Genomic DNA, 20,957 nt, shown 5'->3' with positions numbered 1-20,957 from the left:
GAGATGAGCGCCGTTTCTTCACATCGCAAACCGCCACGCGTCGGCGACGCGCCTTTCGTTCGCCGCAGCCTGATTTCTTTCGTGCTGGTCATCGGCGCCCTGTTGGTCCTGGCGCCGCTTATCATCATCGGCGTCGAGGCCTTTTCGCAGGGCTGGAAGGCCTATACGGCCACCATCACCCATCCCGATACCCGCCACGCCATCATGCTGACGGTGCTGACGGCGCTGATCGCCGTGCCGGTCAATACGGCCTTCGGTGTTGCGGCCGCATGGGCGATCACCAAGTTCGATTTCCCCGGTCGACGATTCCTGCTGGTGCTGATCGAGATACCCTTTTCCATCTCGCCGATCGTCGCCGGTGTCGCCTATCTCTTTGTTTACGGCCTGCAGGGGCTTTTCGGCCCGTTCCTCGATGCGCATGACATCAAGATACTTTTTGCGCTGCCCGGCATCGTCATTGCCTCGATGTTCGTCACCGCACCTTTCGTGGCGCGGGAACTTATCCCGCTGATGCAGGCGCAGGGCCGCGATCTGGAAGAGGCGGCGACCTCGCTTGGCGCATCCGGCTGGCGCACTTTCTTTTCGGTCACCTTGCCGAATATTAAATGGGCGCTGCTTTACGGCGTCGTGCTGTGCAACGCCCGCGTGATGGGTGAATTCGGCGCGGTATCGGTCGTATCGGGCAATATTCGCGGCCAGACCAATACGCTGCCGCTGCATATCGAGCTGCTTTACCACGACTACCAGACGGCCGGCGCTTTTGCCTCGGCCTCGATCCTCGCCACCCTCGCCGTCGTCACCATCATCGCCAAGGTGGCGCTGGAACGGCGCGGTGCCGGGCGCGGGGCCAAGAAGACCAACGGCGATGCCGCCATCGCCACGGAGACCTGATTCCCATGAAAATCCGCCTCGAAAATGTGGTGAAGACCTTCGATACCTTCCGCGCCGTGCGCGATGTTTCGCTGGATATCGAAAGCGGCGAGCTTCTGGCGCTGCTCGGTCCCTCAGGCTCCGGCAAGACCACGATTTTGCGCATGGTTGCCGGTCTCGAATATAGCGATGGCGGCCGTATCTTTTTCGGCGACGAGGACGCCACCAATATTCCGGTGCGGGACCGCGGCGTCGGTTTCGTGTTCCAGCATTACGCGCTGTTTCCGCATATGACCCTGCATCAAAACATCGCTTTCGGCATGAAGGTTTCGAAGGTGAAGCGGGACAAGGTGGCAATCGATGCCCGCGTCGAAGAGCTTCTGCGGCTGGTGAAGCTCGATGGCCTGGGCGACCGTTTCCCGGCGCAGATTTCCGGCGGCCAGCGGCAGCGCGTGGCGCTGGCGCGTGCGCTTTCGGTCGACCCGAAGGTGCTTCTGCTCGATGAGCCCTTCGGGGCGCTGGACGCCAATGTGCGCCGCGACCTGCGCCGCTGGCTGCGCGAGATTCACGATTCGCTCGGCATCACCACGATTTTCGTGACGCATGACCAGGAAGAGGCGCTCGATCTTGCCGACCGTGTGGTCATTCTCAATCAGGGCGAGATCGTGCAGCAGGGTACGCCGAAGGAGGTCTGCCGCCAGCCGAACAGCGCCTTCGTCATGCGCTTTCTGGGCGATGCCAACCGGGTGTCCGGCGTGGCGCGCGGCGGCAAGGTCTATGTCGGCGATAACGAGCTGCCTTTCTCCTATGCTCAAGGCGATGGCGCGGTGGACATCTATGCCCGCCCCGGCGATCTGGAGTGGGAAGATCTGCATGAGGGCATTCCGGCCTCTGTGGCGCGGGTTCTCGACCGGGCGGGCGAGCGCCGGGTGATCGCCAGCACCGATGGCGGCGACCTCCTGGAATTCGACGTGCCGCCGGAAAACGATGTCGCCGCCGGAGACCGCGGTTCCGTCATCATCCGCCGGGCGAAGATTTTCCCGGCGGCGTGAGGCGCTATCAGCCCAGAAGCTCGAAGGCGCTTTCTGCCACAAGCTTGCCGTTGATCATCAGGTCGACCCTATGGATGCCCGGATAGTGCTTGCGGGTCGTGAAATCGCGTATGGCGCGGCTGATCGACAGCGCGCATGTCTCGCCGGGCTGAAGTTCGATCTCTTTCCACTTGAAGACTTTCGCGGAGGCGTCGCCGCTCTTCTTCACGTAGTGCACGGCGTAGTCGATCACCAGTTTCTGAGGCCGTTTCGCCGTCGAGGTGAAGGAGGCTGAAATCCGCACCGGATTGCCGAGTGCGACTTTGTCCGGCGTAACCTGAAATGCCGCAAGGGAAATTTCCGCTTCCTCATGCGCGCCGAGATGGGCAAGTGCGGCGGCATCGCCCTTCTTGATCAATGTGCGCAGGGCCTGCCGTGTGATCCAGCGTGTATGCGGATTGTCCTTCGGCCATCTATCGATCAGCCCCAGCACGAAAGCGGGATTGTCCTTGGTGATGTCGTTCAGATGATTGGCGACGGATTTGCGCACATAAAGCGCCTCGTCGGCTTTCATCGTGTCGAGGATTGCTGTCACGGGCGAGGGATCGTCGATGAGAGGTTTGAGCTGGAACGACCATGGCAGGCGGGGCCGGCAGCCTTCGCTCGCCAGACGCCGCACATGTTCGTTCTCGTGCCGCGACCACGTTTCCATCACGGCGAGGGTGGCGCCTAAGTCCTTTTGCAAAAAATGACGGATGGCGAATTCCGAGGAGCCGAAGCGGGTGAAATAATGCAGCGCTTCCATGGAAAGGTCGAAATCATCGAGGCCGTAGAGCGCCACATATTCCGGCAGCGAAATGGAGGCGAAACCGTTGCCGATGCCCGGCGCTGCGGCGGTCAGGATTTCGATGTTGCGGGCATAGTCGCCGGGAAGTGTCGCATGCAGGCTCGTCGCCACCTGCCGCATGCGCTGCATGATGCCCAGCGCTTCAAGGTTTTCGGTGGCGAGCGCCATGAAGGCGGAAACGTCAAATGGCGGATGAACGGCCTTGGTCTCATCGGCGATATGCCGCAGTTTCTCGCGGTTGAAGATTTCCTTCAGTGCCGGTGCCGCCGCGTCGCTCATATCGTTCCCCAAAGTTCACTTTTTGTTCTTTTAGGGCAGAAGGAGGCTATACGCAAGAAGGCTGAGCAACGATCGGAGGTGAGAATGGATCGAGCGAGTGCGACTTTCGCCTTCTCCCCGAGGGGGAGAAGGTCGCGGCAGCGGGATGAGGGGGCGAGCGTAGCGATATGCGGAGAGCTCGCCCCCTCATCTGCCCTTCGGGCATCTTCTCCCCGGCGGGGAGAAGAAGTTTCTGTGCAACTCAGCTCATCTGGCTGACGAATTTGGTCTCCAGATAGGCCTGAACCGCTTCCGAGCCGCCTTCCGTGCCATAACCGGAATCCTTGATGCCGCCGAAGGGGACTTCCGGAAGCGCAAGGCCGTTGTGGTTGATGGTCAGCATGCCGGCCTCGACCTGCTGACCGAGCGCGTGCGCGGTCTTGACCGAGCCGGTGAAGGCGTAGGATGCAAGCCCGAAGGGCAGGCGGTTCGCCTCGGTGATGGCGTCATCGAAGCTCGAGAAGCGGTTGATGATGGCGACCGGGCCGAAGGGCTCGTCATTCATGATTTTGGCGGTGGTCGGCACATTGGCGAGAACCGTCGGCTCGAAGAAATTGCCCTTGTTGCCGATGCGGCGGCCGCCGGTCTTCAATTCTGCACCATGGGAAACGGCGTCGTTAATGAGGCCTTCCAGCGCCGGAATGCGGCGCTCATTGGCGAGCGGCCCCATGATGACGCCGTCTTCCAGCCCGTTGCCGACCTTGATGGCCTTCGTCGCTTCCACGAAACCTTCAAGGAAACGGTCGGCCACGCCGTCCTGCACGAGGAAGCGGGTGGGGGCGACACAGACCTGGCCGGCATTGCGGAACTTGGCAAGCGAGGTGACTTCGATTGCCTTGTCGATATCGGCGTCGTTAAAGATCATCACCGGCGCATGGCCGCCGAGCTCCATGGTGGCGCGCTTCATGTGCTTGCCGGCAAGTGCGGCCAGATGTTTGCCGATGGGGGTGGAACCGGTGAAGGAGATCTTGCGGATGACCGGATGCGGGATCAGATATTCCGAAATCTCGGATGGAACGCCGTAAACGAGGCCGATGACGCCCGCCGGCACGCCCGCATCCACGAAGGCGCGGATCAGTTCGGCCGGCGATGCGGGTGTTTCCTCCGGCGCCTTGACGATGATGGAGCAGCCAGTGGCAAGCGCTGCGGAAAGCTTGCGGACGATCTGGTTGATCGGAAAATTCCACGGCGTAAACGCCGCGACGGGACCGACCGGCAGCTTGATGGCAAGCTGCGAAACGCCGGTTGCGCGCGCCGGGATGACCTGGCCATAGGTGCGGCGCGCTTCTTCCGCGAACCAGTCGATGGTGTCGGCGGCGCCCATGACCTCGGTGCCCGATTGCGCCAGCGGCTTGCCCTGTTCGCGGGTCATGATGTAGGCGATCTTGTCTTTGCGCTCGCGCAGAATATCGGCCGCCCTGCGCATGATCTTCGAGCGCTCGAAGGGCGAGGTGTCGCGCCACACCCTGAAACCGCGCTCGGCGGCGGCAAGCGCCAGATCGAGGTCTTCCTTCTCGGCATGCGCAATCGCGCCGATGATCTCGTCGGTTGCCGGATCGGACACGGCGATCGTCTTGCCGGAAACGGCGTCTCGCCATTCGCCATCAATGAGAAGTTTGATGTCGGGATAGGTGTGCATAGGGGCTACCTTCATGATGCGGCCGATACGGCGAAATGCCGTCCGGCCCGGAGACGTGAACAGAATTTTCCTGGCCGGACGATATCCGGCATCGCGGCTTTCGCTGCGCGGAACATGTGTCTGGATATTTCCGACGGGGGCTTCTGGAATTGTCGGAAACGGAAACGACAGCCTTTATATTAAGGCCCGGGCGATATGTTTCAACCGTGCGCTCCGGCAATCGCCATGATTTTTCCGTGACGCAGAATTTGCCATTCGTCATTTCAATCTGGCACGCGGACGGGGCGTCGCTTATCCGGCTGCCTCAGGCGAATCAGATGAAGCTGCGCGACGACGGAAAGGCTATCGCCACAATTCGGCCTTTGTCGCACCTGACGAATTATCGGGAGGGGTCTCCGGAGCTTGTCGCTTGTGTCATAATGGGACGCGTGGCCTGAAAAAATACAATAAGACGGAAAACTTATCCAAAGGGTTTACTCAAAACCTAGAGAAAATACGGATAAAATCTCACTGAGGATATAACATCCATTCCTGATATATATTGCTAGTGTCGGTTCCCTTGACCTTTACAGGTTGGCGAAAACCCTCGACCTGAACGTTATCGATGGAGAAAAAGTATGAGTTTCGCCCGGGTACTTCTCAGTGCGTTCTTGTCGCTCGCGTGGCTTTCCTGTGCCGAAGCCGGCGAAATTGCCAAACCGCAAGGAAAACCGATATTAACCATATCCGGAAACATCGCCAATACGAATGGCGAGGGTGCCGCGGTATTTGATCGTGACATGCTGGAAGCGCTCGGCATGGTGACGGTGGAGACGACGACGCCCTGGCATGATGGCCGCGTCCGTTTCGATGGTGTTTCGCTGGCAAAATTGATGGATGTCGTCGGCGCAAAGGGCACCAGCGTCACGGCAGTCGCTCTCAACGATTATGTCAGCACGATACCGATTGAAGATTTTAAGAAATTTAACGTTATTCTGGCGATCAAGCTGGATGGCAATTACATGACAGTTCGCGAAAAAGGCCCGTTGTTCGTCATCTATCCCTATGACAGCGATCCGGAACTGCAGAAGCAGACCTATTATTCGCGGTCCGCATGGCAAGTTGCCAAACTGATAGTGGAATAAAGGTGCCGTTTGCGAAAACTTGTGGCGGTGATCATCTGTTGCTTCGTCCTGGCAACGGGCTATATCGCTTTCGTCATTGCCGAGCGGCAGACCGCTCTGCAGAAATTCGCCCGCTACAATGATTCCTGGGCCGTCAGCCAGACCGTAGCCGAATATCTGCGCCTCCAGAACAAGCTGGCCGTGTTCGCGCTCAATCCCGGCAAGATCGACCGGGATGAGCTGCAACTGCGCCTGGACATCATGCTGAGCCGGCTTGAGCTTTTGAAGCAGGGCAATCTCGGGGCCTTCATCAATGAAAAACAGCAGTGGCGGGATCTCGTAACCCGCCTCGATGCTGTTCTGGCCCGTCTGGAGCAGCAGGTGAACAACCTCAATCCGGCCGAGGTTCCGGATCTGCTGGCGACGATGAGCGCGCTTGATGCGCCGATGACGACGCTTGCCTCGTCTTCCGTCGCTTATGACGTCAATCTGATCGATACGGCCCATGAGGATGTGCGCAAGCTGCATATCGTCTATACCGCGCTGGCGGGCGGCCTCATCCTGTGCGGTATTGCGCTTGTCATATTGCTGCTTCGCCAGAACGATCTCCTGAACCGTGCGCAGAAAAGCATGCGCGGCCTGACGGACGATCTGCGTGCCGCGACGCTGGAATTGCAGGCGAAGAACGTCCGGCTCGAACACGACGCCTATCATGACGCGCTGACGGGACTGCCGAACCGCGCGCTGTTCCGGCAGGAACTGATCGAAAGGTTGCGCCGATCCTTCGGCGGGACGGGAACGACGGCTATTCTCCTGCTCGATCTCGACGGATTCAAGGACGTCAACGACACGCTCGGCCACGATGCCGGCGATGCGCTGCTTCAGGCCGTGGCGCAGCGTCTCTCGGGCATCGGCGGCGATTATGACATGGTCTGCCGTCTGGGCGGTGACGAATTTGCCGTCGTCTCCGATGATCTGAACGAGGATGCCGCCCGCCGCCTCGCCACCAAGCTCATCGACCAGATCAGCCGCACCTACCAGCTGGGCGAGCAGGAGGTCAAAATCGGCACCTGCATCGGCATCGCCATATCGCACGGCGCCGTCGACGCGGATGAATTGTTCAAGCGCGCGGATCTGGCGCTTTACGAGGCGAAAGCCATCGGCCCCGGCCGGGCGAGCGTTTTCAAGGTCCGCATGCAGAAGCAGCTGACCGAGAAGAAATCCTTCGAGGCCGACCTGCAGACCGCATTGCAGAACGACGAGATGGAAGTCTATTACCAGCCGCAGGTGGCGACGCAGACACGCAAGCTTTGCGGCTTCGAGGCGCTGCTGCGCTGGAAACATCCGGTGCGGGGCGATGTGCCGCCCAGCGTGTTCATTCCCGTCGCGGAAAGAACCGGTCTCATCCATTCGCTCGGAAAATGGGTGATGGAGACCGCCTGCCGCGAGGCGATGGGCTGGGACGAGGACATGAAGGTGGCGGTCAATCTGTCGCCGGTTCAGTTCCACAGCACCAGTCTCATCCAGAACGTCATGGGCGCGCTTGAGAAAAGCGGGCTGGAACCCAGCCGGCTCGAGCTTGAAATCACCGAATCTATCCTGCTCAACAAGAGCGACCAGACGATCAACACGCTGCGCGCCTGAAGGCCGTCGGCATTCAGATCGCCATGGATGATTTCGGGACAGGTTATTCGTCGCTCGCCAATTTGCGCGGCGTGCCTTTCGACAAGATCAAGATCGACCGCTCGTTCCTGCGCGATATCACCAGCGACCGCGACGCGCTGGCGATCGTGGAATTCGTGGTCGGCGTCGGCCGCAGTCTGCGGATGACGACGATTGCGGAAGGTATCGAGACGGAAGAGCAATATGAATGCGTCAGGCGTCTCGGCTGCGATCAGGTTCAGGGATATCTGATCAGCAGACCGTTGCCGGCCAAGGAGCTTGTGGCCTGGAGTTCCGTCTGACACGCGCCTGTTTTTGGCGGCGGTCGTATCTTGAATTTTTACCACGTCATAGCGTTGCTTGCGAAAACCGATACCGGTTGCCGCAACGATGCTGTAGAGCATTCCCGGTCGATATGGGATCATTGCGACAAAGCGGCCGGGTTTTGCGAAAAGGCTTGAGACATGGAAATACTGGACGTTCATGGAGTTGCCCTTCCCCTCTCTTCCGATGAGGTGTCGCCGGCCATCTGGCAGGCGCTGACCGACGGCAGCTATGAGGCGAAAGAGGCCCGCAGCGTCCTGAAAGCCATCAAGCCCGGCGATCGGGTGCTGGAGCTGGGCTCCGGTATCGGGATCATCACCTCGATCATCGCCGGCATCGAGGATGTTTCCGTCTGGGCCTTCGAGGCCAACCCCTCCACCGCGGCGCTGGCAGAGCGGGTAATCAAGGCCAATTGCCGCGGCAATGTCGTGTTTTCGCAGGGACTTCTCACCGCCGATGAGCCGAGCTCCTATCCTTTTTACGTGCGCAGGGATCTCTGGATGTCGTCCATGGACGAAAATCAGGGCCCTTATGAAAAACGCATCGAAATTTCCTCCGCCAATATCGATGAATTTATCGCCAGCCGGGGCATCACCGCGCTCGTGATGGATATCGAGGGTGCGGAACGCGATCTGCTCGGCAGGGCCGATCTGACCGGCGTGGAGCGGATATTCGTGGAACTGCATGACCATCTTTACGGTCTCGCCGGGGTTCGCGATATCATGCAGGCGCTGACCGCCAAGGGATATGCCTATGATCCGCGCGGTTCACGCGGGCCCTGTGTCCTGTTCTCGAAGGACGAGAGCCCGAGAGAATACGATCCCGAGGTGGACTGAGGCCGCGTCGAATTCACGGAACCCTCCGCCGGTCATCCCCGTTCTCACACTTGTATGAGGGCGCGGAGCGGGTCGGCACGTGTGCCGCAATGGTATGCGGGTCGAGAAGATAATTTCATAAACAGCAATTCATTCCCAATTATTGTTGCAATTGTTGCAACCGTTATCCTGCGTCATCATCCCTCCATCAAACCGGCGCACAACAGGCTGCGCCGGAGATGCCAACGCAACCGAAGGAGTAACGATCATGGGCTTTGTTAAGACGACAGACGGAACCGAAATCTTCTACAAGGACTGGGGCCCGAAGGATGCCCAGCCGATCATGTTCCACCATGGCTGGCCGCTCTCGTCCGATGACTGGGATGCGCAGATGCTGTTCTTCGTTTCCAAGGGTTTTCGCGTCGTCGCCCATGACCGCCGTGGTCATGGCCGTTCCGCCCAGGTTGCCGACGGTCATGACATGGATCACTACGCCGCCGACGCCTTTGCTGTCGTTGAGGCCCTCGATCTAAAGAACGCCGTCCATATCGGCCATTCCACCGGTGGCGGCGAAGTCGCCCGTTATGTCGCAAAACATGGCGAACCCGCCGGCCGTGTCGCCAAGGCGGTTCTCGTTTCCGCCGTGCCGCCGCTGATGCTCAAGACCGCGGCCAATCCGGAAGGTCTGCCGATGGAGGTTTTTGACGGCTTCCGCTCGTCGCTCGCTGCAAACCGCGCGCAATTCTTCCGCGATGTACCGGCCGGTCCCTTCTACGGCTTCAACCGCGATGGCGCGACCGTTCATGAAGGCGTTATCCAGAACTGGTGGCGGCAGGGCATGATGGGCGGCGCAAAGGCCCATTACGATGGCATCAAGGCCTTCTCGGAAACCGACCAGACCGAAGACCTGAAGAATATCAGCGTTCCGACGCTGGTGCTGCATGGTGAAGACGACCAGATCGTGCCGATTGCCGACTCTGCGCTGAAATCGGTGAAGCTTTTGAAAAATGGCACGCTGAAGACCTATCCCGGCTTCTCGCACGGTATGCTCACCGTCAATGCCGATGTGCTGAACGCCGATCTTCTGGCCTTCATCAAGGGCTGATCCTTCTGCAAAATCATAATGCGGCCGACCATTCGGCCGCATTTTGCGTTTCGCATCAGGCCAGACGGGCTCGCCAGGCATTGCGGTAAGAAGCAAGACCGGGAATGTCGTGCGGCGTGAAATGGCGCTCGCGACCGGCAAGCGGCTTGATGCCGGTGAGCAGGGCCGCACCGGCGCTGGTGCCCGTGGACCCTTCGACCGCCGTTACTTCGGTCTCTGCAAAGCCGGCCAGCGCCTTCAGATAAAGGGTGTTGCTGGCGAAGGGGCCTTCCACAAGGATCGGACCTTTCCGCCCGATGAGCAAGAGGCTGCATTCCGTCATCAGGGCAAGATAAAGCGCCGCCGCTGCGTGCCGTTCCGCGGCCGTGGCATTTTCATCGCCAATCCAGCGCGCCGCCTTGTCCGGAAATGGGCCGGAGCCGCTGACGACGCTCGGCAGCAGCATCATGCCCCTGGCAACCACACCGCCGAGGGCCGCGTCTATCGCTTCGTCTTCCGCCGCCCCGAATTGCTGCGCCAGCATTTCATATTCCCTGCCGCCCATGAAACGGGAGGAGGGAACGGGACGGCCGAAAGCATCGACATTCAGGAGTGTGTCACGGGTGGGATCGAGCGAACCCGCCGCGCCGCCGATGGCGAAATTCACCACCCAGGTGCCGGTGGAGACGACCGAAAAATCACCGTCCCGGCGCAGAAGATGCGGCAGGAGCGATGCGTTGGAATCGTGGATGCCACAATAGACCGGCATATGCGGTGAAAGACCGGTTTCCAGCGCCAGCGACGGGCGAATTGTTCCCAACACATCGAAAGCGGAGCGAACCGGCGCCATCAATTGTTCGATGTCGAGACGCGCGACGAGTGAGGAGAAACTTCTCCGGCGTGGGTTCCAGAGATCCGTATGGCAGCCGAGCGAGGTCGTTTCCGTGGCCTGAATGCCCGTCAGTCGCCCCGCCCAATATTGCGCATAGGTGACGATGCTGCGAACTCTGGAGAAGTCGTCCGGAAAGGCCGTTTTCTGGAAATGGATTTGCGCGCCAAGGTTCAGCCCGACGGGAAGCTGCGGTGAGCCGGTCTCGGCAAAATCGGGCCTGATGCCGCGATAGGCTGCCTCAATGGCTGTGGGATAGCCGTGTTCATAATCGAGCACCGGCATGGCGAGATCGCCGTTTCCATTGAGAAGTGCTGCCGAAGCGCCATGGGTGGTGATGGTAATCGCATCGAAACCGGGCTTTTGGCCGAAACGCTGAAGCGCGGAGAGAATGAAGCGCCAGAGCATTTCCACATCGTAATGCGGGTAAATTCCATCGCGAAGGACGGGGTTCGCCTGTTTCTCAGCGGCAATCTCTTCGCCGCTGCCGGTGTCGATGACGACGACCTTGGCATTGGTCTTGCCGATATCGATGACCGCGACGCGGCCCGGTTTGATGCTCTCGCTCATGGCAGATGGAACACCGTCACAAGATCTTTTGCGACTGGCGAATTATCGGGATTGCTCTCCATGATATCGGCCATATGCGCCCACCACTTCTTCATCACTGGATGGTCGGGCAGTGCCGCCATGCCGTGGTTCTTCGGGCGCGTCAGCAGCCCGAACAGGATGTTGGTTTCCGGGTCGAGATGAATGGAGTAATCGCTCACACCCGCCTCGCGCAGTAGCGCCACCAGTTCCGGCCATATTTCGTCATGGCGCTTTTTATATTCGGCCTCTTTTCCGGCAAAGAGTTTCATCTTGAAGGCGTGTTTTTCAAGTTCCGGCATGGCTTAACTTCTCATGGCCCGAAGGCGACGGACGACGATGGGGATGGCGATGGTGACGATGAGCAGCAGACCGACGAAGATCGACATGACGATACCAGGCACATTCAGAAGACCGAGCCCGAAGGTGACGAGGCCCATGACGAAAGCGGCGATGACAACGCCTGCGATGGTGCCGGAGCCGCCGAGGATGGAGACACCGCCCAGCACTACCATTGTCACCACCTCAAGCTCCCACCCTTGAGCGATGGACGGGCGCGTGGAGCCCAACCGCGACGTGAGGCAGACGGCAGCGATGCCGCTCATCAGGCCAGTGAGCAGGAACAGGATGAACTTCACCCGCTCCACCGGAATGCCCGAGAAACGGGCGGCGAAGGGGTTATTGCCGATCACATAGACCTGCCGGCCGAAATTGGTGGCGTGCAGCAGAACGGCGAAGAGGACGGCCATGGCGATGAACAGCACGAATTCGAAAGAAATCACCCAGAAAACGTAACCCTGACCGAAATAGGCAAAATCGGCGGGATATTTGCCATAGGCCTGATCGCCCAGCACCATGTAGGAAATGCCGCGAAACAGGCTCATCGTGCCGATGGTGACGACGATGGAGGGCAGCTTCAGCCCTGCGACCAGAAAACCGTTGAAGGCCCCGCACAAAAGCCCGGTGCCGATGCCGATGGCGACGAGGCCGGGCGTGCCGACCCCCATCTGCACTGCAGCGCCCATGGCGGTGGAGGCGAGCGCGATGATGGCGGCGACGGAAAGATCGATTTCACCGGCGATGATCAGCAGCGCCATGGCGAAGGCGATGATCGCCTTTTCCGTGAAATTGAAGGTCGCATCCGACAGGTTCCACGCATTGAGGAAATAGGGCGAGGCCAGCGAATTGGCGATGAAGATGAGGATCGCAACGCCGAGCAGCAGCACTTCCCAGCTGGCCATGATGCGGCGCAGCGGCGTGCCGAGCTTGTCTGGAATGATGCGCGGGTTCTGTGCTGGTTGAGGCGTCGTGCTCATGCTGCGGCCTCCCTGGCCTGATCGCTTGCTGCGCGGTCACGCAGGATGATACGGCCTTTTCGAGCTTCGGCACGGGCGTTGAAGACGACGGCGAGCACGATGACCACGCCGGAAATCGCCATCTGCGCGAAGGGCGAGATGCCGATGACGGGCAGGGCGTTCTTGATGACGCCGAGGAACAGCGCGCCGAGCACCGCACCCGCCACCGAGCCGATGCCGCCGGCAATCGAGATGCCGCCGATCACATTCGCCGCCACGCTGTCCAACTCGAAACCAGCGGCGATATCGACATAGGCAACCGCATAACGCGATACCCAGAGATAGCTGGCGAGACCGGCAAGTGCGCCTGACAGCACGAAGGCGAAGAAGCGCGTGCGGCCGACATCGATGCCTGCATAGACGGCGGCACTCGGATTACCGCCCGACGCATAGGCCGAGCGGCCGAAGGAGGTGCGGCTGAGAACCAGCCAAGCGCCGGCGATGATGAGGATGGCGACCCATGAAAGAACCGGCATGCCGAGGATCATGGTGCGCGGCACGTTGAGGAAGGTCGGCGAAAGCTGATGCGCATTCACCCAGCCGCCGCCGGACAGAACGAAAGCCATGCCGCGATAGATGGTGAGCGTGCCGAGTGTGACGACGATCGGCGGAATGCCGAGCCACCAGACCAGTACGCCATTGAGCGAGCCGAGAAATGCGCCGATGCCGACCGCCATGACGATGAGAAGCGGCAGGGGAATGCCCGGAAAGGCGGCATTGGTCATCGCCACCGCCATGCCGGTGAAGGCGAGATTGGCGGCAACCGAAAGATCGATGGATTTGGTGAGAATGACCGCCATCTGGCCGAGCGCCAGAATGATGAGGATGGAGGTATCGTTGAAGATATTGACGAGATTGCCGGGTCGGCTGAAACCGGGCGCGCGCAGCGCAAAACCGGCGATCATGATGAGGATGATGCCCGCCAGCAGCCATTCGCGATTTTTAAGTAGACGTTGCATGTGGTTGCCCCTCTCAGGCATTGCCGGTGGCGGCGCGCACCAGCTTTTCCGGAGAAAAATCGGCGCGTTCGAACTGGCCCGCCATCAGGCCTTCGCGCATGACGATGGCGCGGTCGGACATGCCGAGAATTTCGGGAAGTTCGGATGAAATCATGATGATGGAGAGCCCCTCGGCGGCAAGCTCGCTGATGAAACCATGCACGGCGGCCTTGGAGCCGATATCGATGCCCTTGGTGGGTTCATCGAGAATGATGACCTTCGGCTGGGTGGCGAGCCACTTGCCGATCACCACCTTCTGCTGGTTGCCGCCTGAAAGCGTGCCGACCGGCACCGAAAGGGCGGCCGCGCGCAGATCGAGCCGCGAGGCATATTTGCGCGCCAGCGCGAATTCATTGGCGGCGGCCAGAAACCCCTTGCGCGAGGTGCGCGTGAGCGATGGCAGCGACATGTTCTGGTAGATCGGCATATCCAGCGCCAGCCCGTGGCGGCCGCGCTCTTCCGGCACATAAACGATACCGGCACGGATCGCGTCTTCCGGTGAGCGGATGGAAAGCGGCTGGCCTTCCAGCGATACCTGCCCTGAAGCCGGGCGGGTGATGCCGAACAGCGACTGGCAGAGTTCGGAGCGCCCCGCGCCGATCAGCCCGTAAAGGCCGAGAATCTCGCCCTTGCGCAGTTCGAGCGAAATATCGCGGAATTCCGTCTGATGCGAATAATCACGCACCGAAAGAACCGTCGGACCAAGGGTGACGGCCTGCTTGGGAAAGGCGTTCGTCACGTCGCGGCCAACCATCAGCCGCACGATTTCGTCCTGCGGCGTGGCCGCAAGATTGCCCGCTCCAACCATCCTGCCGTCGCGGAACACGGCATAGTTCTCGGCGATCTCATAGACCTCGTCGAACTTGTGGCTGATGAAGAGGATCGCCTTGCCCTGCCGCTTGAGGTTTTCGACGATGCGAAAGAGATCATCGATTTCCTTGCGAGAAAGGGCGGCCGTCGGTTCGTCCATGATGACGATGCGCGCCTCGACCGACAGCGCGCGGGCGATGGCGACGAGATGGCGCTGGGCGATGGACAAGTCCTTCAGGCGGATCGTCGGATCGATGGTGCTTTCGAGTTGTTCCAGCAGGGTTCTGGCGCGCGTGTTGATGGTCTTCCAGTCGATCAGGCCGAAACGACCCTTCGGCGCATGGCCGAGGAAGATGTTTTCGCCGACGGAGAGCTCGTCGAACAGCACGGTTTCCTGATGAATGGCGGTCACGCCGGCGTCGATGGCGTCCTGTGCGCTGTGAAAATGGACGGGCTGACCATCGAGAAGGATTTCGCCTTCGTTGGGGCGATAGATGCCCGTGAGGATTTTGACGAGCGTGGATTTACCAGCACCGTTCTCGCCGATCAGCGCGGTGACCTTGCCGGGGTAAAGCGCGATATCGACGCCATCCAGCGCTTTGACGCCGGGGAATATCTGGCTGATGCCGCGCATTTCCAGAATGGGCGTTGAATTTGAAGCCTCGACGACATCTAAAATTTTCGTTTCGATACGCATCATCCGTCTTACCGGTCAGTTTGATTGAAGCGGTGAAGGGCACCCCCCTCTGCCCTGCCGGGCATCTCCCCCTCAAGGGGGGAGATCGATATGCGGCACCGTTGAGGCCATCACTAAAGTTGAGAGTGAGCGAGTGTTATAATCTGGCTGATCTCCCCCCTTGAGGGGGAGATGCCCGGCAGGGCAGAGGGGGGTGCCCTCCGCACACTGCCGTCACTTCTCTAGATCAGAAAATTTTCGAGAACTGATCGATATTCTTCGCGTCATAGATGAACGGATCAGCCATCGCCGCTTCGCTGTTTTCGCCAACCTTGATCTTACCCATACGACCGGCTTCGATTTCCGAACCCGGCTTGCCATCGGTTTCGCCCTTCACCAGGCGATAGGCGATCTGGGTGGCGGAGTAACCGAGGTCGATCGGGTTCCAGATGGCGAATTCCTTGGTGGCGCCCGACTTGATGGCGCCGGCCATTTCAGACGGCAGGCCAAGGCCGGTCACATAGACCTGACCGATCTTGCCCGCATCCTTCACCGCCTGCGAGGCGGCGAGAACGCCAACTGTCGTCGGCGCGACGATGACCTTCACATTCGGCTGCGAGGAGAGCAGGCCCTGCGCTTCGCGGTAGCTCTTGTCGGCCAGATCGTCGCCGTAGACCGTGGTGACGAGGTTGAGGCCTGGGAAATCCTTCAGCTGCTTTTTCATCTCGTCGATCCAGATATTCTGGTTCGTGGAGGTGGTGGTAGCCGAAAGAATGGCGAAATCGCCCTTGCCGCCTTCCAGATGCGATGCGGCGAGCTGCAGGCACATCTTGCCTATCAGCGCGTTGGAGGAGGGGTTGAGCTGGAGTATGCGACCTTCCGGCGCAACACCGGAATCCCAGGAGATGACCTTGATGCCGCGCTGGGCTGCCTTTTTCAGCGCCGGAACCACGGCATCCGGGTCATTGGCGGAAATGGCGATGGCATCGACGCCCTGCGCGATCAGCGAATTGATGACTTCGATCTGGCCTTCCGCCGTGGTGCTGGTCGGGCCGGTATAGATGATCTCGACGCCGCCGAGGTCCTTTGCGGCCTCCTGCGCGCCCTTGTTGGCGGCTTCGAAAAAGCCGTTGCCGAGCGATTTGACCACCAGTGCGATCTTCACATCGGCGGCCTGGGCAACGCTGCCCAGCCCTGCGACGGAGAGCGCCGCGCCAAGCGCCAGAGCGCTCGTCAATGTTCTGCGTGTAAGTTTCATGTCCCTTTTCCTCCCGTTTTGAACCTTTTTCCTCCCTCCGGTGCTCCTCAGGCGACCGAAGAAGAATCCTCTTCATCCGGTGGGGCGGCTGTCTTGCCATCCCTCACCGCGCCGACGACCAGTAGTTCGACGCCGGCATCTTCCACCATCCTCGCCGCCTCGTCGGAAATCCCGTCATCGGTAATGATGGTCGAGACATTTTCGAGCGGGCATAAAATGAGGCTGGATCGCTTTCTGAATTTCGAAGAATCGACCATCACGATCAGCTCTTCCGCCTGCCGCATCAGCTTCTGCTCGCTCTGGATAACCAGCGCGTCGGATTCCATGATGCCGAGCGCGCCCACGCCCTGCGCACCGAGAAAAATCCGCCGCGCATAAAAATTGCGGATCGCATCATTCTCAAAAGGCGACAGGATAAGGCTCTGGTCGCGATAGATTGCGCCGCCCGGCACGCTGACATTGCATTTGGAATGTTTGACCAGGTGCTCGGCGATGGCGAAAGAATTGGTCATGACTTGCAGGCGGCGCGCCGCCATGTAGTGCACCATCTGGAATGTCGTCGTGCCGCCATTCAGGATGATCGCATCGCCATCGTGGCACAGATCGACCGCCTTGCGCGCAATTGCGCGTTTCTTGTCGATGTTGACCGATTCGGACACCCGGAACGGCCGGGCGGCCAGATTGCCGAGCTGCGGCGGATGCACCGCTTCGGCCCCGCCGCGCACGCGGCGCAATTTGCCCTGAACATGCAGCGAGGCGATATCCCGGCGGATCGTCGCTTCCGACGCATCCGTCAGTTCGGCAATATCCTGCACCGTCACGACAGCTTTTTCCTGTGTGGCGCTCAAGATGATGCGATGGCGTTCGCGTTCGTGCATGGGGTCCTCCTGATCGTGATTATTCGCAATCTCTTTACGTTGTCAATCAAGAACGATCAAATTAATCAATATCGCGCTGCAACATGAAAATTTATGATCGTTTTTGATTGACATTATGCTTTTGGATGCGCGATATCTGCCATCAAAGGAGGCGGGCCGGTATCGGCTCCGCGAATGCACACAGATATTGGGAGGAAGACATGACGGGAAAATCCCGCCTTCTCGAAAGCCGTTGGGATGATGCCTATGCCAAAACGCTCGATGAGCCGGGCAAGCTGCTTTATCGCTCCAATCTGCTCGGTGCCGACAAGCGCATCACCAATTATGGCGGTGGCAACACATCCGCAAAGGTGCTTGAGACCGATCCGCTGACGGGCGAGAAGGTCCGCGTCATGTGGGTGAAGGGCTCCGGCGGCGATGTCGGCACCATCAAGCTCGATGGTTTTGCGACGCTTTATCTCGACAAGCTGGAAGCGCTGAAGGGCATTTACAAGGGCGTTGCGGATGAAGACCGCATGGTCGGTTTCCTGCCGCATTGTACCTTCAACCTCAATCCGCGCGCGGCTTCCATCGATACGCCGCTGCACGGTTTCGTGCCTTACGATCATGTCGACCATATGCATCCCGATGCAATCATCGCCATTGCCGCTTCGAAGAATTCGAAAGAGCTGGCGCAGCAGATATTCGGTGACGATATCGGCTGGCTGCCCTGGCGTCGCCCCGGTTTCCAACTCGGTCTCGATCTCGAAGCTTTCGTCAAGGCCAACCCGAAGGCCAAGGGCGTCGTGCTGGAAAGCCACGGCCTGTTCACCTGGGATAACGACGCCAAGGCGTGTTACGAGCTGACGCTCGCCATCATCAACAAGGCGATCGAATGGTTTGCGGCCAAGACCGAAGGCAAGACGATTTTTGGCGGCGCGGTGGCGAAGAGCCTGCCGGTTGCCGAACGCCGCGCCATCGCCGCCCGACTGATGCCGGAAATCCGTGGCCGCATCGGCCGCGAGGAACGCAAGCTCGGCCATTTCGACGATCAGGACGCGGTTCTCGAATTCGTCAACTCGAAAGACCTGAAGCCGCTCGGACATCTCGGCACATCCTGCCCGGATCACTTCCTGCGCACCAAAATCCGCCCGCTGATCCTCGATCTCGATACGGCCAATCCCGATGTGGATGCGCTGACGGCCGGTCTCGACAAGGCGCTTGAAGCTTACCGTGCCGATTATACCCGCTACTACGAGGCCTGCCGCCACGACAATTCGCCGAAGATGCGCGATCCGAATCCGGTGATTTTCCTGATCCCCGGCGTCGGTATGTTGTCCTTCGCCAAGGACAAGGCCACGGCCCGCATCGCAGGTGAATTTTACGTCAACGCCATCAACGTCATGCGCGGTGCTTCCACCGTGTCCGAATATCAGGGCCTGCCGGAGCAGGAAGCCTTCGATATCGAATATTGGCTGCTGGAAGAAGCAAAGCTTCAGCGCATGCCGAAGCCGAAGAGCCTTGCCGGCCGCGTGGCATTCGTCACTGGCGGTGCTGGCGGCATTGGCCGGGCGACGGCGGAACGGCTAGCGGGCGAGGGCGCCTGCGTTGTGCTGGCGGATATTGACGAGGCGGCGCTGGAAGCCGCCAAGGGCGATTTCGTCAAGCGTTACAGCACTGACGCGGTGCGCAGCGTGAAGCTGGATGTGACGAAAGAGGATGCCGTCATTGCGGCCTTTGCGGAAGCGAGCGTGGAATTCGGCGGCGTGGATATCCTCGTTTCCAATGCCGGTATCGCTTCCTCCGCGCCGGTGGAAGACACGACGCTTGCCATGTGGAGCAAGAATATCGACATTCTCGCCACCGGCTATTTCCTTGTCTCGCGGGAAGCGTTCCGGTTGCTGCGGCGTCAGAATCTTGGAGGCAACGTGGTTTTCGTCGCCTCGAAAAACGGTCTCGCTTCCTCGCCCAATGCGTCCGCCTATTGCACGGCCAAGGCGGCGGAAATTCATCTGGCCCGTTGCCTCGCGCTCGAAGGGGCGGAAGCGGGCATTCGTGTCAATACCGTCAATCCCGATGCCGTGCTGCGCGGTTCGAAAATCTGGAGCGGCGAGTGGCGTGAGCAGCGCGCGGCCTCTTCCAAGATCGAGGTGACCGATCTCGAGGAACATTACCGCAAGCGTTCGATGCTGAAGCTCAATGTCTTCCCGGAAGATATCGCCGAGGCGATCTACTTCCTGGCGTCCGACGCCTCCGCCAAGTCGACCGGCAACATCATCAATGTCGATGCCGGTAATGCGCAGAGTTTTACACGGTAGGGTGTCGGTGGATACCGACATATAAAAAGACAGGATGCTTTGAGAAGTGGCGAAAGTCCCACCTCCGTCATTCCGGCCTTGAGCCGGAATGACGGAGGTGGTGGCGTCGCGGGCCGAAGCACCTGTTGTGTTCATTGCCCGGGAGGAAAAGATGACTGAGACGAAAATCGCCGCCGATGTGATCGCGGCCGAAAACGACAAACGCGCCGCGGCGCTGAAGGACGACTATCAGGCGCTGGGCAACCAGCTTGCGCGCCGCAATATCGATATCGAGGCCGTCACGGCCAAGGTCGCGGAATTTTTCGTCGCGGTGCCCTCCTGGGGCGTTGGCACCGGCGGCACCCGCTTTGCCCGGTTTCCCGGCACGGGTGAGCCGCGCGGCATTTTCGACAAGCTGGACGATTGCGCCGTCATCAACCAGCTGACACGCGCCACCCCTAATGTCTCCCTGCATATTCCGTGGGACAAGGAAGACCCGAAGCGATTGAAAGCCCATGCCGATGCGCTGGGTCTCGGCTTCGACGCCATGAATTCCAACACGTTTTCGGATGCGCCCGGCCAGAGCCATTCCTACAAATACGGTTCGCTCAGCCACACGGACGCCGCCACGCGCCGGCAGGCCGTCGAGCACAACATCGAATGTATCGAGATCGGCAATGCCATCGGCTCAAAAGCGCTGACGGTGTGGGTGGGTGATGGCTCGAACTTTCCCGGCCAGAGCAATTTCACCAGAAGTTTCGAGCGCTATCTCGCCGCCATGGCCGATATCTACAAGGCGTTGCCGGATGACTGGCGCATCTTTTCCGAACACAAGATGTACGAGCCGGCCTTCTATTCGACCGTCGTGCAGGACTGGGGCACCAATTACCTCATCGCCAATACGCTCGGCGAAAAGGCCTTCTGCCTCGTCGATCTCGGCCACCATGCGCCGAACACCAATATCGAGATGATCGTCGCCCGGCTCATCCAGTTCGGCAAGCTCGGCGGTTTCCACTTCAATGACAGCAAATATGGCGATGACGATCTGGATGCCGGTTCAATCGAGCCATACCGCCTGTTCCTCGTTTTCAACGAGCTGGTGGATGCCGAGTATCGCGGCGTGAAGGGTTTCCATCCCGCCCATATGATCGACCAGTCGCACAATGTGACGGACCCGATCGAAAGCCTGATCTCCAGCGCCAACGAAATCCGCCGCGCCTATGCGCAGGCGCTGCTGGTGGATCGCGCGGCTCTCGACGGCTTTCAGCAGGACAATGATGCGCTGATGGCTTCCGATATGCTGAAGCGGGCCTATCGCACCGATGTCGAACCGATTCTTGCCCAGGCGCGGCAATTGGCGGGCGGCGCTATCGATCCGGTCGCGACCTATCGTGCGAGCGGCTATCGCAGCCATGTTGCGGCGAAGCGCCCGGCTTCGGTTGGCGGCAGCGGCGGGATTGTGTAGATCCGGTGTCGCTGGAATTAGGAGGGAAGCCGAGGCTGACTACACACTATCTCGACGTCATCCTCGGCCTT

The 20,957-nt window shown here is 59.9% G+C and carries 16 protein-coding genes and 1 pseudogene; 8 read left to right on the top strand and 9 right to left on the bottom strand.

Features of this window, described 5'->3' with window-relative positions; all coding sequences use genetic code 11:
• The first annotated feature begins 3 nt into the window (after window positions 1–3).
• Together cysW and L904_RS24385 are read left to right on the top strand one after the other, a co-directional pair.
• Window positions 4–891, top strand: a complete 888-nt coding sequence (gene cysW / locus L904_RS24390) for a sulfate ABC transporter permease subunit CysW (protein WP_020809614.1) — start codon at window positions 4–6, stop codon at window positions 889–891.
• A gap of 5 nt (window positions 892–896) precedes the next feature.
• On the top strand, window positions 897–1,922 hold the full coding sequence (locus L904_RS24385; RefSeq protein WP_035264354.1) for a sulfate/molybdate ABC transporter ATP-binding protein: 1,026 nt from the start codon (window positions 897–899) through the stop codon (window positions 1,920–1,922).
• 7 nt (window positions 1,923–1,929) lie between these two features.
• Here L904_RS24385 and L904_RS24380 read toward each other — a convergent pair whose 3' ends face one another.
• Both L904_RS24380 and L904_RS24375 read right to left on the bottom strand, forming a co-directional pair.
• Window positions 1,930–3,027 (bottom strand): DNA alkylation repair protein, encoded by a 1,098-nt coding sequence (locus L904_RS24380; protein ID WP_035264357.1) that lies wholly within the window; start codon window positions 3,025–3,027, stop codon window positions 1,930–1,932.
• Window positions 3,028–3,268: 241 nt separating this feature from the next.
• The gene (locus tag L904_RS24375) at window positions 3,269–4,705 is read right to left on the bottom strand and encodes an NAD-dependent succinate-semialdehyde dehydrogenase (RefSeq protein ID WP_035262510.1); all 1,437 of its coding nucleotides are present in this window, start codon (window positions 4,703–4,705) and stop codon (window positions 3,269–3,271) included.
• Between the two features lie 617 nt (window positions 4,706–5,322).
• On the opposite strand from L904_RS24375, the gene L904_RS24365 reads away from it, so the two are divergent.
• From L904_RS24365 to L904_RS24350, 4 genes and pseudogenes are all read left to right on the top strand, one after another.
• A complete protein-coding gene (locus tag L904_RS24365; protein ID WP_003522565.1) occupies window positions 5,323–5,829 on the top strand; it encodes a molybdopterin-dependent oxidoreductase in 507 nt (168 codons plus the stop codon).
• A gap of 9 nt (window positions 5,830–5,838) precedes the next feature.
• Window positions 5,839–7,772: pseudogene (locus L904_RS24360) on the top strand (putative bifunctional diguanylate cyclase/phosphodiesterase).
• Between the two features lie 162 nt (window positions 7,773–7,934).
• Window positions 7,935–8,630, top strand: coding sequence for an FkbM family methyltransferase (locus L904_RS24355; RefSeq protein ID WP_035262521.1), 696 nt, complete (start codon window positions 7,935–7,937; stop codon window positions 8,628–8,630).
• A 247-nt stretch (window positions 8,631–8,877) separates the two neighbouring features.
• Window positions 8,878–9,714, top strand: a complete 837-nt coding sequence (locus L904_RS24350) for an alpha/beta fold hydrolase (RefSeq protein WP_035262524.1) — start codon at window positions 8,878–8,880, stop codon at window positions 9,712–9,714.
• Window positions 9,715–9,769: 55 nt separating this feature from the next.
• Here the strand turns inward: L904_RS24350 and L904_RS24345 are convergent, their stop codons facing one another.
• The 7 genes from L904_RS24345 to L904_RS24315 all read right to left on the bottom strand — a co-directional run bounded on the left by L904_RS24345 (window position 9,770) and on the right by L904_RS24315 (window position 17,145).
• Window positions 9,770–11,152, bottom strand: a complete 1,383-nt coding sequence (locus L904_RS24345) for an FGGY-family carbohydrate kinase (RefSeq protein ID WP_035262526.1) — start codon at window positions 11,150–11,152, stop codon at window positions 9,770–9,772.
• Window positions 11,149–11,472, bottom strand: coding sequence for an L-rhamnose mutarotase (rhaM, locus tag L904_RS24340; protein ID WP_035262528.1), 324 nt, complete (start codon window positions 11,470–11,472; stop codon window positions 11,149–11,151). The genes L904_RS24345 and rhaM overlap by 4 nt, the downstream gene beginning before the upstream one ends.
• A gap of 3 nt (window positions 11,473–11,475) precedes the next feature.
• The gene (locus L904_RS24335; protein WP_035262531.1) at window positions 11,476–12,486 is read right to left on the bottom strand and encodes an ABC transporter permease; all 1,011 of its coding nucleotides are present in this window, start codon (window positions 12,484–12,486) and stop codon (window positions 11,476–11,478) included.
• Window positions 12,483–13,484, bottom strand: a complete 1,002-nt coding sequence (locus tag L904_RS24330) for an ABC transporter permease (protein ID WP_035262544.1) — start codon at window positions 13,482–13,484, stop codon at window positions 12,483–12,485. The genes L904_RS24335 and L904_RS24330 overlap by 4 nt, the downstream gene beginning before the upstream one ends.
• 13 nt (window positions 13,485–13,497) lie before the next feature.
• Window positions 13,498–15,033 (bottom strand): sugar ABC transporter ATP-binding protein, encoded by a 1,536-nt coding sequence (locus tag L904_RS24325; protein WP_051671882.1) that lies wholly within the window; start codon window positions 15,031–15,033, stop codon window positions 13,498–13,500.
• 223 nt (window positions 15,034–15,256) lie between these two features.
• The gene (rhaS, locus tag L904_RS24320) at window positions 15,257–16,267 is read right to left on the bottom strand and encodes a rhamnose ABC transporter substrate-binding protein (RefSeq protein WP_035262533.1); all 1,011 of its coding nucleotides are present in this window, start codon (window positions 16,265–16,267) and stop codon (window positions 15,257–15,259) included.
• Window positions 16,268–16,314: 47 nt separating this feature from the next.
• Complete coding sequence (locus L904_RS24315) at window positions 16,315–17,145, bottom strand: DeoR/GlpR family DNA-binding transcription regulator (protein ID WP_035262536.1); 831 nt, start codon at window positions 17,143–17,145, stop codon at window positions 16,315–16,317.
• Between the two features lie 200 nt (window positions 17,146–17,345).
• Here L904_RS24315 and L904_RS24310 point away from each other — a divergent pair, with 200 nt between their 5' ends.
• Together L904_RS24310 and rhaI are read left to right on the top strand one after the other, a co-directional pair.
• Window positions 17,346–19,442: a bifunctional rhamnulose-1-phosphate aldolase/short-chain dehydrogenase gene (locus L904_RS24310; RefSeq protein WP_035262538.1), complete on the top strand. Its 2,097-nt coding sequence runs from the start codon at window positions 17,346–17,348 to the stop codon at window positions 19,440–19,442.
• A gap of 151 nt (window positions 19,443–19,593) precedes the next feature.
• Complete coding sequence (gene rhaI, locus L904_RS24305; RefSeq protein ID WP_035262549.1) at window positions 19,594–20,886, top strand: L-rhamnose catabolism isomerase; 1,293 nt, start codon at window positions 19,594–19,596, stop codon at window positions 20,884–20,886.
• Window positions 20,887–20,957 lie beyond the last annotated feature (71 nt).

Origin of the sequence: Agrobacterium sp. LY4 (genome assembly GCF_001526585.1) — a bacterium.
Taxonomy (GTDB): Bacteria; Pseudomonadota; Alphaproteobacteria; order Rhizobiales; family Rhizobiaceae; genus Agrobacterium; species Agrobacterium leguminum.
Note: the sequence above shows the minus strand (reverse complement) of the source record. Positions and strands in the feature narration are given on the sequence as shown.